Source organism: Robertmurraya sp. (assembly GCF_036676585.1).
Lineage (GTDB): Bacteria > Bacillota > Bacilli > Bacillales > Cytobacillaceae > Robertmurraya_A.
Window position 1 is genome coordinate 1 of sequence record NZ_JAKFCQ010000038.1, and the last position, 12,931, is coordinate 12,931.

The 12,931-nt window shown below is 36.3% G+C and carries 14 protein-coding genes and 1 rRNA gene; 8 read left to right on the forward strand and 7 right to left on the reverse strand.

Annotated features, from left to right (window positions below; translation table 11 throughout):
- A partial coding sequence (locus tag ACGLXV_RS04485; RefSeq protein WP_391557693.1) for an IS3 family transposase occupies positions 1-85 on the forward strand: 85 nt, incomplete at its 5' end.
- A 210-nt stretch (positions 86-295) separates the two neighbouring features.
- On the opposite strand, the gene ACGLXV_RS04490 is transcribed toward ACGLXV_RS04485, so the two are convergent.
- Positions 296-1,207 (reverse strand): RluA family pseudouridine synthase, encoded by a 912-nt coding sequence (locus ACGLXV_RS04490; RefSeq protein ID WP_391557684.1) that lies wholly within the window; start codon positions 1,205-1,207, stop codon positions 296-298.
- A 128-nt stretch (positions 1,208-1,335) separates the two neighbouring features.
- Here ACGLXV_RS04490 and ACGLXV_RS04495 point away from each other — a divergent pair, with 128 nt between their 5' ends.
- Positions 1,336-1,728: a DUF5365 family protein gene (locus ACGLXV_RS04495; protein WP_119707075.1), complete on the forward strand. Its 393-nt coding sequence runs from the start codon at positions 1,336-1,338 to the stop codon at positions 1,726-1,728.
- A 35-nt stretch (positions 1,729-1,763) separates the two neighbouring features.
- Here the strand turns inward: ACGLXV_RS04495 and ACGLXV_RS04500 are convergent, their stop codons facing one another.
- From ACGLXV_RS04500 to ACGLXV_RS04510, 3 genes are all read right to left on the reverse strand, one after another.
- Entirely contained in the window at positions 1,764-2,234 is a 471-nt protein-coding gene (locus ACGLXV_RS04500; RefSeq protein WP_119707076.1) for a thioredoxin family protein, read from the reverse strand.
- 4 nt (positions 2,235-2,238) lie between these two features.
- A complete protein-coding gene (locus ACGLXV_RS04505; protein WP_391557685.1) occupies positions 2,239-2,670 on the reverse strand; it encodes a disulfide oxidoreductase in 432 nt (143 codons plus the stop codon).
- Positions 2,671-2,734: 64 nt separating this feature from the next.
- The gene (locus tag ACGLXV_RS04510) at positions 2,735-3,346 is read right to left on the reverse strand and encodes a TetR/AcrR family transcriptional regulator (protein ID WP_119707078.1); all 612 of its coding nucleotides are present in this window, start codon (positions 3,344-3,346) and stop codon (positions 2,735-2,737) included.
- A gap of 208 nt (positions 3,347-3,554) precedes the next feature.
- On the opposite strand from ACGLXV_RS04510, the gene ACGLXV_RS04515 reads away from it, so the two are divergent.
- Positions 3,555-5,288 carry a phospho-sugar mutase gene (locus ACGLXV_RS04515; RefSeq protein WP_391557686.1) on the forward strand — a complete coding sequence of 578 codons (1,734 nt, stop codon included), beginning with the start codon at positions 3,555-3,557 and terminating at the stop codon, positions 5,286-5,288.
- 53 nt (positions 5,289-5,341) lie between these two features.
- Here the strand turns inward: ACGLXV_RS04515 and ACGLXV_RS04520 are convergent, their stop codons facing one another.
- A complete protein-coding gene (locus ACGLXV_RS04520) occupies positions 5,342-5,599 on the reverse strand; it encodes a YhdB family protein (RefSeq protein ID WP_391557687.1) in 258 nt (85 codons plus the stop codon).
- A gap of 172 nt (positions 5,600-5,771) precedes the next feature.
- Here ACGLXV_RS04520 and ACGLXV_RS04525 point away from each other — a divergent pair, with 172 nt between their 5' ends.
- The 3 genes from ACGLXV_RS04525 (at position 5,772) to ACGLXV_RS04535 (ending at position 8,626) form a co-directional block, all read left to right on the forward strand.
- Positions 5,772-6,758: a M14 family zinc carboxypeptidase gene (locus ACGLXV_RS04525; protein WP_391557688.1), complete on the forward strand. Its 987-nt coding sequence runs from the start codon at positions 5,772-5,774 to the stop codon at positions 6,756-6,758.
- A gap of 25 nt (positions 6,759-6,783) precedes the next feature.
- Entirely contained in the window at positions 6,784-7,101 is a 318-nt protein-coding gene (locus tag ACGLXV_RS04530) for a DUF3889 domain-containing protein (protein ID WP_162927702.1), read from the forward strand.
- Positions 7,102-7,213: 112 nt separating this feature from the next.
- A complete protein-coding gene (locus ACGLXV_RS04535; protein WP_391557689.1) occupies positions 7,214-8,626 on the forward strand; it encodes a SpoVR family protein in 1,413 nt (470 codons plus the stop codon).
- A gap of 51 nt (positions 8,627-8,677) precedes the next feature.
- Here the strand turns inward: ACGLXV_RS04535 and ACGLXV_RS04540 are convergent, their stop codons facing one another.
- A complete protein-coding gene (locus ACGLXV_RS04540; RefSeq protein WP_391557690.1) occupies positions 8,678-10,312 on the reverse strand; it encodes an alkaline phosphatase in 1,635 nt (544 codons plus the stop codon).
- 174 nt (positions 10,313-10,486) lie between these two features.
- Positions 10,487-11,272, reverse strand: coding sequence for a C39 family peptidase (locus ACGLXV_RS04545; RefSeq protein ID WP_391557691.1), 786 nt, complete (start codon positions 11,270-11,272; stop codon positions 10,487-10,489).
- Between the two features lie 474 nt (positions 11,273-11,746).
- Between ACGLXV_RS04545 and ACGLXV_RS04550 the strand changes: the two genes are divergently transcribed.
- Both ACGLXV_RS04550 and ACGLXV_RS04555 read left to right on the forward strand, forming a co-directional pair.
- Positions 11,747-12,523: a TerC family protein gene (locus tag ACGLXV_RS04550; protein ID WP_391557692.1), complete on the forward strand. Its 777-nt coding sequence runs from the start codon at positions 11,747-11,749 to the stop codon at positions 12,521-12,523.
- A 328-nt stretch (positions 12,524-12,851) separates the two neighbouring features.
- A 16S ribosomal RNA gene (locus ACGLXV_RS04555) occupies positions 12,852-12,931 on the forward strand; the annotation flags it as partial.

The following is a 12,931-nucleotide window of genomic DNA, read 5'->3' on the forward strand; positions in this document are numbered from 1 at the left end:
TTATTACAACAACTATAGATACCAATGGGATTTAAAGAAGATGACCCCTATTGAATATAGGAATCATCTTCTCAATGTAGCATAGTCTTTTTTAAGAATGTCCTTTACAAAGGGTACATTTTATTCGCTCTAGTCCTTTTTTTTCATTTTTCATTTATAAAATTAGGCTTGCTCACTTGTTTTGGACAAAAACGTTTCGGGAAAGGAAAGATTACAAAGAAAATATCGGCGTGGGTTGCCGTTTATATAAAGGGAGCGTCTACCAAATGGGTAGGCGCTTCTATGATTATTTCAATCAAACATCCATATCAGGAAATATGGGTGGATTATCAACAAACGGTGCCTTACATACAATGTTCTCTTCGGTAAAAGGGTGAGTAAACTCTACCTTTAAAGCATGCAGTGCTTGTCTTTTCTGCTTGATACGACTTCCATAAAGGGAATCACCTATAAGAGGGTGACCAATAGAACTTAAATGTACTCGAATTTGATGAGTTCTTCCTGTATCAAGTTGGCAGCTTATTAAGGTTGTATTTTTTTTTGCATTGTAAGAATGTACTTTATAGTGTGTAACAGCGGATTGACCAGTGGAAGAGACTCTTCTCCTCGTTGGATGATGACGATCTCTTCCAATGGGTTTTGAAATTGATCCTGAGCTTGTTTTCATTTTACCTTCTACTATAGCGACGTATGTTCTTTTAATCTTTCTTTCCTCAAGGAGTCTATCTAAGATGGCCCCGCACATTCGATGCTTGGCAAAAATAACAGCACCCGTTGTATCCCGATCCAGACGATGGATATGCTTGATGTAATGAAGGTCTCCCTTTGCTTGAAGATGAAACGCTACGCCATTTAAGAGACTGAAATGGTCTTTGTCTGAATTTGGATGAGTATCCATTCCAGCCGGTTTATTAGCTATGAGAAGATGATCATCTTCAAAAAGGATGTCAATCTCCATATAAGTAGGTTGGACTATTGGGGGCTCGGGTTGAAAAAATGGAATAGATAAGGTATCTCCCAAATGGAAATGAGAAGTCCAGTTTGCTTCTTGCCCATTTATTAACACACTTTTTTCCATTCTCAATTCATGGACTAGTTTTTTGGGGGCCTTCCAATAATCTTTAAATAAGCTTTCAATTGTGTATTTCTCCCAATCTTTTGGAATACAAATATTGAACTGTTTTCCAACTGTTTTTGTTTGTAACATTGTGCTCTCCGTTCTTAGCTATCATTTTAATCGTGGTGATAATTACCACCATAGAGACAGGTTTTTTTATGGTATTCTTAATTTATATTTTACATTAGAACTAAAGGATATTTAAAGGTGGGTTATAAGTGAAGATTGTTTTTGCGTCGACACCAGACCAAGAAGAGAAAATAAATGAGCTTGTAAAAAGGTTTTATCGAGATATTTTTCCTTTGTATTTCTCTGATAAAGACATAAAGAAATTTGAGGATCAAAATGTACTGAATAATGAAACTGCACAGCTTGATGGGACGTTAAAGGAAGCATATCATGTGATTGCTTCACTTCAAACTTTGCTATCAATTCTAGAATCAAGCATCTTAACATACGATCACCAAGCTCTGTATGAAAAAAATGTGGAAACATTACATGAGTATGGATTTATTTTCCCATTTTCTTATGATGAATTTATCTATGCAAGAGAAAACAAGACTAGCTTTTTCAGCACATACACCCAAGCTGCTAATCAATTATTAGTATAAAAGCCGACTACAAAAATAGTCGGCTTTTTCAAAACTCATTTTGTATTTTCGTTAAACCAGCTCTCAAATTCTGGCTCTTCATGGTATCCTACGATTCTTGCTACTTCTTTCCCATCCTTGTATTGAACAATTGTAGGGGTTTCTTGAATACCGTAATCATCCCATCCCTGCTCAAATTCAAGAAGATTGTATTGAACAAGATTAATATCCATCTCTTCAGATAAAGGGGCAACGATTGGCGTTGTTCGCTGACAGTGTGGACAAGTCGGACTGTAAAAATAAACGGTCATATCATCACCATTATCTATCTGAGTTTGAAGATCTTCTGGAAGAATTAGGTTTTGATAGTTTGGATCCTCTAATTGAGCAACTGTTTCAGGGTGAAGAGTATCTTTGTTGTAAATATTATCTTCACTTACCTTTTCTTCATTTTGCATTTTTGTAACAATAGCTAATGCACCAAACAATACGACGATAATACCAATAAAAATTAGAACTTTTTTCATAAAATTATTTTTCCTCCTTCGTTTGCTTCCATACTAGAAAGCTACAAACAAACACAATAATAAATGCAGTGAGGGCTAGAAAAGGGATAGAGATGAATCCAAGCCAATTAATGTATTGCCCTGTACAAGGAATTCGCCCACATGCTGGTGCTGTATCAGCTAAAAAGGAAACCTTTTGCAATCCATAATGGTAAAGGGAGATCATCCCACCAACTGCCGAAAGAATCATCGTATAAAAGGCGATCCCATAATCCTTTTTCACAGTTGCAATACCTAATAACACAACAAATGGGTACATAACGATCCGTTGATACCAGCAAAGTTCACAAGGCTCGTACTGGCGTATCTCCGAAAAATATAAACTGCCAAACATTGCTATCAATGCTGCAGCGAAAGCAAGGAAAAGCAAGTTTTCGCGCTTGTCATTTTTTTTCATAAAGTATTCTCCTTAAGCGTATTGACCGTGAACTTATTATAATTACAAAGGACAAAAATGTATATTAATCTACTCGCAAGTCTTCCTTTTTTCCTACAATTCCATAAAAGAAGAAATGAATGAATTCATTTATGAATTGATCCTTGTTTGAATTAGATTGGAAGATTTCTGAATGCTTTTGAATGGCGTCTGTCATTGCTTGGAGGATGAAAAAAATCGTATTCATTGATAGACTGCTTGATATATCACCGCTTTTTCGTCCTTCTTCAATAAATGTAACAATGAGAGGCATAGATTTTTCGTTTGCAAATTCTTGAAATAAATTCGCAATTTGACTATTCTCCGAAATAATCGCTTCAATAAATTCTGGACTAAGTTCATTTGTGGATGAAAGCTTCAATTCAATCAATTTGATTAGCTTGTCTTGAAAAGAAAGCTCACTATAAATTAATTGTTGAAATGAGTCAATTTGCCTTTCAAGATAATCCTTTAGAACATCATAGACGAGCTCGTCCTTACTTCCAAAATAATTATATATTGTTACTTGAGAAACATTCGCTTTTTTTGCTATTTCATGAATGTTTACCTTTTGAATTCCGTACTTTGTGAATAAAGAAAAAGCTGCCTGGCGAATCTGTTCCATTTTTTGAAGCCTTCTTCGTTCAAACCCGTTCATATCTTCACCTCTTTCCAATTTTAAAAAAAAATATGAAATAATACAAATGTAACATTTTAAAATTTGGAGAGATGTGTATTTTTTACAAAAAACATATATAATGAAAATGGTTTCTTAAGTTGTCACAAAAACTAACGACTAAAAAGAGGGAAACGCACAGTCTGGATTGAATAATAAAAGTTAGAAAACACTTTCAGGAGGAGACGAAATGAGCTGGAAAGAAAAAGTACATACATGGAATCAATTTGATATGCTCCCAGAAGAGTTAAAGGGGCAACTACAAAAGCTATCTGATGTGGAATTAGAGGATGCTTTTTATAAGAATTTAGAGTTTGGTACAGGTGGGATGCGTGGGGAAATAGGTGTTGGTACAAATCGTATGAACATCTTCACGGTTAGGAAGGCATCCGCAGGCCTTGCAACATATATAGAAGAATTTGGTCAGGAAGCAAAGGATAGAGGTGTGGTCATTGCATATGATTCTCGCCATAAATCAAGTGAATTTGCAATGGAGGCAGCCAAAACATTAGCTACGAAGGGAATTCAAGCGTATGTTTTTGATGAGCTTCGTCCAACTCCAGAATTATCTTTTGCAGTTAGACACCTAAATGCTTTCTCTGGAATAGTGATTACGGCAAGCCATAATCCACCTGAATATAATGGTTATAAGGTGTATGGTCCAGACGGTGGGCAGCTTCCTTTAGAAGGAGCAGATAAGGTTATTGAAAAAGTAGATGCTATTTCAAATGAGTTAACTATAGAGGTTCGTGACGAACAGGAGTTAAAAGAGCAAGGGCTAATCAAGATGATTGGTGCAGATGTGGATCAAGCTTATTTAGAGAAGCTTGTAACGATTTCTGAGAATCCTGATTTAGCTAAAGAAACGGATTTACAGGTAGTTTTTACACCGCTGCATGGGACAGCTAATAAACCGGTGCGTTCTGGACTTAAAGCGTTTGGATACGAAAATGTGACGGTTGTAAAGGAGCAGGAATTACCTGATCCACAGTTCTCAACAGTGAAAAGTCCAAACCCAGAAGAACATGCTGCGTTTGAATTGGCAATAGAAGCTGGAAAAAAGGTAAACGCTGATTTATTGATTGCGACTGACCCTGATGCAGACCGTCTCGGAATTGCTGTTAAAAATGAAAAAGGGGAGTATGAAATCCTTACAGGAAATCAAACAGGTGCTTTACTACTCCATTACTTACTAGAAAATAAAAAGGCAAAGGGAACATTAGAAGAAAATGCATTGGTTTTAAAGACAATTGTTACATCTGAATTGGGTGCAACTATTGCTGCATCTTATGGTGTTCCAACACTTGATGTGTTAACAGGATTTAAGTTTATTGCTGAAAAGATTAACGAATATGATTCCACAAATAAACATAGCTTCTTGTTTGGATATGAAGAGAGCTACGGTTATTTAATTGGAGATTTTGCTAGAGACAAGGATGCTATTCAAGCTTCTCTTTTAGCGACTGAAGTGTGTGCGTACTATAAAAAGCAAGGCAAGTCTCTATATGAGGCATTGTTAATGATTTTTGATAAGTATGGATATTACCAAGAAGGCTTACGTTCATTAACGTTAAAAGGGAAATCAGGTGCAGAAACGATTAATAAAACACTTGAATCTTTCCGTGCTGAGCCACTCGAAGAACTGAATGGTTTAAAAGTAACAAAAACGGAGGATTACCTAACAAGTACAAGATATGAGGGAGGATCGGAAGAATCAATCGATCTTCCTGCTTCAAACGTTTTAAAGTACTTCTTTGAAGATGGGTCATGGGTTTGCCTACGCCCATCAGGAACGGAGCCGAAAATTAAGTTTTATTTTGGCGTAAAGGGATCAAGCTTAACTGAAAGCAAAGAAAAACTAAAATCAATTGAAGATGCATTTATGCAAACGGTAGAAAATAAAATGAATGCACTATCTAAATAAATCATAAAAAACACGGTCAATTTGACCGTGTTTTTTTGGTGGAATTCTGCTAGTTACCCCATGGTTATCACTGTATCAAACAAGCCGTCATTTGCTTCAACAAGATCGTTTGCATGGTCGATGTAACGAAGTAAAGAATATAAATGTTTCTCAATCACTTGGTAGTCTTTTTCAAAATTGTACGCATGGAGGAAGTGCTCAATTTTTTTGGCTAAAAATTGGTCCTTCGTTCGTACCATCAGTATTAATAAGTTATCCCATTCAGAGCGATGCGTATAGTACAAGGCTCGATCATAATCAACATGATTCATTTTCTCTCTCCTCCTCTTAAGGAGTTGAGTATAGTGTATGATTTTCTATTAAAAACACTCTCAGAAAAACTTGTCACTGTTGATATATCAATGTTTTCATCTTTTTCCTGAATAGGTTTATGCCATTCAAGACACATTAAAGATGGAAATTTTAATTTTAGGATTGGATGAAATGAAAACATCGATATTTCTTATTTGCTTTTTACTTTATTGCCCATCTGCTTTTGCAAATATTGTTCATTCAGACCAAATCTACACATACGAACAAATGCAATTTGATATTCAAAAGTTGAAGGAAACATACGATGGGGAACTAGAAGTCAAAGTAATTGGTCAAACTTATTATGGAAATGATATTCCAGCAATTAAAATTGGGAAAGGAAAGAAAAACGTCGTTCTCATTGGTGCCCATCATGGTAGAGAGTGGCTAACAAGCTCTCTTCTAATGGTTATGCTTGAAAATTATGTTAGAGCTTTAACTACCGGTGCAAAAGTTGGATTCTTTGATTCTAACATGCTAAATGATGTGTCCATCTGGTTTGTTCCGATGCTTAATCCCGATGGAGTCAAAATTCAGCAGCGCGACATCCCTCTATTCTTTGTTGATCAGCTGTTTTTAATGAATGAAGGAGAGATAAATTTTTCGCGTTGGAAGGCAAATGGGATTGGGATTGATTTAAATCGCCAATACCCAGCAGGTTGGAGAGAGTTAAGCGGGCCCCGTACACCTACTTATCAATTTTATAAAGGAAAAAGACCGATGGAGGCATTGGAAACTCAAGCTTTAGCTACTTTTATTGATAAAATCCAACCCTCTATTGCCGTAGCCTATCACTCAACAGGTCAGGAGATTTACTGGAAGTATAAAAATGGGAAGTATGAACAAAGGGATTATTCAATCGCTAAAGAAATTGCCCAATTAACCGGATATAAATTAGGAAAGCCCCCTAAGAAGGCAACAGGTGGAGGATTTACTGATTGGTTTATTACCACGTATCATCGTCCAGCATTAACCATAGAAATATGTCCACCCATGGTTAATCGTGCTCCACCTTTGTCTAGCTTCCCAGAAGTATGGAAAAGGAATCAATATGTTGGAATGAAATTGGTTAATGAGGCCATAGGGTTACATAAAAGTGAGGGGCAAATGGAAAAATAATAACTACAAACAAGGAGGGAAAAGCTTGAAAAAGATACTAATTCCAATCATAACTCTTTTATGCGTTTTTGGTTCACTTTCTTCTACTTATGCTGAGCAGCCAGGACTAGACTATAAAAAGTTTGGAAAAATCGCAACAGCAGTTGTAACCGAAGACTATCCTGGACAGCAGGTGGTGGAATATAAGTATGTGGGAAGAGAGAAATTAGCTGAAAACAAGGTAGTCGATTCCTTTCAGTATGAAGTAATGGTCAATGGTAAGAAACAGATTGTGACAGTCAAGATTACACATGACAATAGTGTAGGAAAAGAATTGACAATTATATTAGAAGAAGAGAAATAAGGAAAAGCAGAGCTCTAAAAACAATAGGGTTCTGCTTTTTTCTATTCTACAGTACATCATTCTCTCTCTCGTTTCATACATTGTGATAAGAGCAAAAAGGGGGAGAAAGCTAATGCGTGAACAAGAACAGAAGGAATTACAGTATGCCATTGAAGAGATAACGGAGATAGCGGTTGGCTTTGGACTCGATTTTTATCCAATGCGTTATGAAATTTGTCCGTCTGAAATTATTTATACCTTTGGTGCATATGGCATGCCAACAAGATTTTCTCATTGGAGCTTCGGGAAACAGTTTCATAAAATGAAGCTACACTATGATCTTGGATTGTCTAAAATTTATGAACTTGTTATTAACTCTGACCCTTGTTATGCGTTTTTACTGGATTCCAATTCTCTTATACAAAATAAGCTAATTGTTGCCCACGTTTTAGCGCACTGTGACTTTTTTAAAAATAATGTTCGATTCCAAAATACAAAAAGAGACATGGTAGAAAGCATGGCCGCAACAGCTGAGAGAATCCGAAAGTATGAAATACAATATGGGAAACATGAGGTTGAAACGTTTCTTGATGCAGTCCTTGCCATTGAAGAACATATTGACCCCTCATTAATGAGGCCCAAACTTGCTTGGAGCATGGAGGATGTGGAATACGAAGAGGAAGTTGTTGCGATAAGTCCCTATGATGATTTGTGGAATTTGGATGAAAAGGATAGAAGGAAGCCAGAACCCGTAAGAAGAAAAAAGAAATTCCCTCCACAGCCTGAGAAAGATCTTTTGTTATTTATTGAAAGTTACAGTCGTGAATTATCAGACTGGCAACGTGACATTTTAACGATGATGCGCGAGGAAATGCTATATTTCTGGCCACAGTTAGAAACAAAGATTATGAACGAAGGATGGGCGTCGTTCTGGCATCAAAGAATTCTCCGTGAGATGGATTTAACGAGTGGCGAAGCATTGGAGTTTGCTAAACTTAATGCTGGTGTTGTTCAACCTTCTCGAACAGGAATAAACCCATATTACCTTGGGTTGAAGATATTTGAGGATATTGAAGAACGCTACAATAATCCGACCGAGGAAATGAAGCGTAGAGGAGTCCAACCTGGATCAGGTCGCGAGAAGATGTTTGAGGTACGTGAAATAGAATCAGATATTTCCTTCCTCCGCAACTATTTAACGAAAGATCTTGTTATGCGAGAGGATATGTATTTATTCCAAAAGCAAGGGAAGGATTATAAGATTGTTGATAAAGCATGGGAAAATGTTCGAGATCAGTTAGTAAGTATGAGGGTAAACGGTGGCTTCCCATACTTAACGGTAACGGATGGCGATTATATGAAAAACGGTGAGCTTTATATCCAGCATGGATACGAAGGAATTGAACTTGATATTAAGTATTTGGAAAAAGTTATGCCGTATATTCATCAGTTATGGGGAAGAAGCATTCATATGGAAACCGTTATTGAAGGGAAAAACATGCTTTATACGTATGACGGTAAAAGTATACACAGAAAGTATTTATAGAGAGAAGCAACCCCATTCAGGAATTGAATGGGGTTGTTTTTTAACGTGTATTTACTTATCTTTTTTTACAAGTTCAACTGCTTCTTTTGATACATAGAATATTCCATTAGATTGAACAGTCACACTTTTAAGCTTCTTTTCTTTGCCGTTAATTAAGACAACGTCCTTATTAACGGGTAGTTTTGCTACGGTTTTTCCTTTTTGTATAACAAGAATAGGATTTTCTTTGTTTGAAGCATCGATGCTTACCGTTGCTCCAATTGTTTTAAAAGCAGCTTCTGCATTAACAAATAATTGATCGTCTAATTTCTTTAAGTCAAATCCCATAGCGCTTGCTACTGAATGTGCAATGTCTGTATTTTCAACAAAACCTACAGGCTTTCCAGGTCCATAAGAATACATAAACAAATCTTCACCTGTATGTCCGCCTGTTGTAAAGCCAATGTTTGCACGAGTAGCTAGAAGTTGGACAAGTGTTTTCCCTAAGTTAGTGGAATCATTTATCGCTTTTGTTTCAGCAGGTGTTGGATTATCAATTCCATATAAAGCTGCCACTTCTAAAACATTAGACTTATCAGATTTAAGTTGCTTTAATGCACCTTCAAGTGTCATTGTAGCTTTTTTTAGTGGGTCAATATACGTAGATACAGGAATGGAAGGGTAAGAACCGCTTGTATTTTGGTTTCCTATTGAGATACCACTGTTACCATGGTCAGAAACAGCGATTACCATAGTATTTTTATCTTTTTTAGCAAATTCCACTGCTTCTCTTACTGCATCGTCAAAAGCAAGAGTATCACTAATCATACCGATTGCATCATTTGCATGTGCTGCCCAGTCTGGTTTACTACCTTCAATAAATAAGAAGAATCCATCTTTATCTTTTGAAAGAGTTTCAATTCCCTTTTTGGTCATATCAGCCAGAGTTGGTTCTTCTGGGTTTGTTGTTGGACGATCCATATCATATGCCAATGCTGATGAAGCAAAAGAGCCCCAAAGCTTTTTGGATTCAGAATTCAACAACTCTTCACGAGTTTCAACGAGGTCATACCCTTTGCTTTCAATAACATTAACTAAATCTTCTCCATCTTTACGATTTTGGGGAAGTAGTGTATTTTTTCCACCACCTAAAACGACTTCCATGTTTTGGTAGACTTGTTGCTCAGCAATATTATCGTAATCCGTTCGATGTGTCACATGGGAAGAAAAGGCAGCTGGTGTGGCATGTTGAACCTCTGATGTAGATATAATTCCAGTCGCTTTCCCGCTAATTTTTGCTCCTTCGAGTACGTTCGCTACCGGCTTGTACGGATTTTCTGCAAGTGCTTGATCAATTCCAGGACTTGTAACCGTAGTTGGTAAGACACCTACAAACTTGTCGTTTGATTTATTTCCTGTGGCAAGAGCAGTACCAGCAGGAGCAGAATCGGTTATTGCGGATTCTGCTGAGTATGTACGAACACCACCTGTTAAAATTTCGTCCATCGCAAGTGGCTCCCCTTTATACCATCTAGCAAGTGTAGTTGTACTTGAACTTACCCCGTCCATGACCAAAACAATAACGTTTTTCGCTTTTTCAGGATCTTTTTTCGCTTCCACCTTCGTATTACCGGTTGTAAATCCAAGTGAGCTAAGTGCAAGGCTGCTTGCTAGAGTAACTCCGATTACTTTTTTATTTACTTTCATTACTTATTCCTCCTTTTATTTAAATTATGAACCTCTAACTCTACCTTTGGAGTATACATTTGTAGTTTTAATAGAGTGTTAATAAATTGTAAAACTATTCTCAGAATTGTAAAAATAGAGGAAATAAGTAAGGAGAGACAAACAAAAAACCTCAAATACTATTAGTATTTAAGGTTATAAAACGACGATTGCTTGACTTCCCATTTGCTCCCAAGCTTGAATAAATGAGTCTCGGTCAAGTTGCTGATTTTTTTCACCATAGGGATTGTTTATATAAATAGATTCATTATCATAGCCTGTTATAACAACACTATGCATTTTATAAGTGATAGTAACTTCTCCTTGTGGTGTTTCCCACGTCTCAAATTCGTCAATAGTAGAAAAGGTGGAGGTGGTAATAATCCAAACAGGATGACCTTGAGCTACTTGTTTTAATAAATCATCAAATGGTTGATTTGTTAAGTCAATAACATCATCCGAATAATTTGTTGCCAGATTATAAATGGGTCCATGATATACTCCAAGTCCAGGCCCGTCTTCCATATTACCAACAAACCCAATATTAGGATTGCCATATTCACCACTATTATATTGAAGCGGTGTTCGAACGACTTCTTCTGCTAATTGATTTTTTGTTACATCAAGACCATTATATTGTAAAATCATTGCTAAGCTTGTTACTTCGCAACCATTGTATAATCTAGGACTGTCCATCTGGTTCAATAATGGAACATCAAGTAAAATCTCTGTAACTTCTTGCTCTTCTTCTACAACATCCTCATCAACAATAGTTCCTGCGGAAGCCGTCTCTTCAGTAAAAGAAGTGCTAGATGTAGTTTGTACAGCTGCCGTTGTTGCTTCCTTGTTCGTAGTAGATTGAGCCTGTTCATCGTTAGTTAGGAACAATGCTGCTGCAAATAAGGTGGTAGATAATATGAGTGCAGGGATTTTATAGCTCATGGAAACCTTCCTTCTTCATAAATTAATAGCTTCCATAATGATAGAATCCAATTATGAACAAACTATTACTAGATTAGGAAGAAATGAGGAATGTTTAAGGAACAAATAAGAAAAGGAGGTTATTTAAACAGTAAGTAATCTTCTCATTGACGATTATTGAAAAACATCATATGATAAAGATAAGAATTTAATAAGATATTCCTTAAAGGGGAGTAGCTTTTACAGCAAAGTCGTCATTTCAGAGTCACAGGCTCTCGGCTTTGTTGGCAACGATACTAGTTGTTAGCAAGACCTTTACCTATCAATGGTAAAGGTCTTTTTTGCGTCTCTAACCTTTACCAAAATTTAGTATTTGGGAAGGGGGAGAGTGTATGAAATAGTAAATGATTACACCCGATTTAATCGTTATAGATATATATGGAATGTCAAAAGAGTACATGGTGGAGAGTTCTCAATTGAAAGGGGAAACGAAAATTGGATCTTAGTTTATTATTAGAATATGGTTGGGTATTATTAGTTCTTATTGCATTAGAGGGATTACTTGCAGCAGATAATGCCCTTGTATTAGCTATTATGGTAAAACATTTGCCTGAAGAAGAAAGAAAAAGGGCATTATTTTATGGTTTAGCAGGTGCTTTTATTTTTAGATTTGCTTCCTTATTTGTTATTTCGTTCTTAGTGGATGTATGGCAAGTACAGGCAATAGGTGCGATCTACCTATTATTTATCGCCATTAATCATATTGCGAGGAAACTTTTTAAGAAGAAACTTGAAGAGAAGTCAAGTGAAAAAGAAAAGCAAGAAAAGAATTCGGGTTTCTGGACAACGGTTATCAAAGTTGAGTTAGCAGACATAGCTTTTGCAGTAGATTCAATTTTAGCAGCAGTTGCTTTAGCCGTAGCTTTACCAGATACTCCACTTCCTCCTATCGGTGGTTTGGATGGAGGTAAGTTCTTAGTTATCTTTGCTGGTGGTTTAATTGGGTTAATTATCATGCGTTTTGCAGCAAACTTCTTTGTAACACTTCTTGCCAAGCGCCCTGGTTTAGAAATCGCTGCCTTTGCTATTGTAGGTTGGGTAGGGGTGAAACTTGCAGTATATACATTATCACACCCTTCATTGTCCGTACTTCCTAGTACATTTGCAAAATCACCTGAGTGGAAAATTACTTTCTATATAGTATTAGTTTTGATTGCATTAGCTGGTTGGTTTCTCTCAAAAGAAGCGAAGGAAGTAGAAAATGTAGCATAAATTAAAGAGCGTTCATTAGAATTTTCTAATGAACGCTTTTTTCGACAAAAAATGATAAAAATCTATTGACGATAAAAAAGACGGATGGTATTATAAAAATCTGCTTACGAAACAACATAATTTAAAAGTTGATAAACAAACTTTTTGAAAAAAGTTGTTGACGAGTTAAGTAGAAAATGTTATTCTAATATAGTTGCTTCCGGGCGACAAAGTGAGAAACAAATTGATTTTTGTTCTTTGAAAACTAAACAAATCATACGTCAACAAAAATGATTAGTGTTAAAAATACACTAGCCAACGTTTTAACTTTAAGAGCTAATCTTACTCTTTATTGGAGAGTTTGATCCTGGCTCAGGACGAACGCTGGCGGCGTGCCTAATACATGCAAGTCGAGCGGATCTTTGGGAG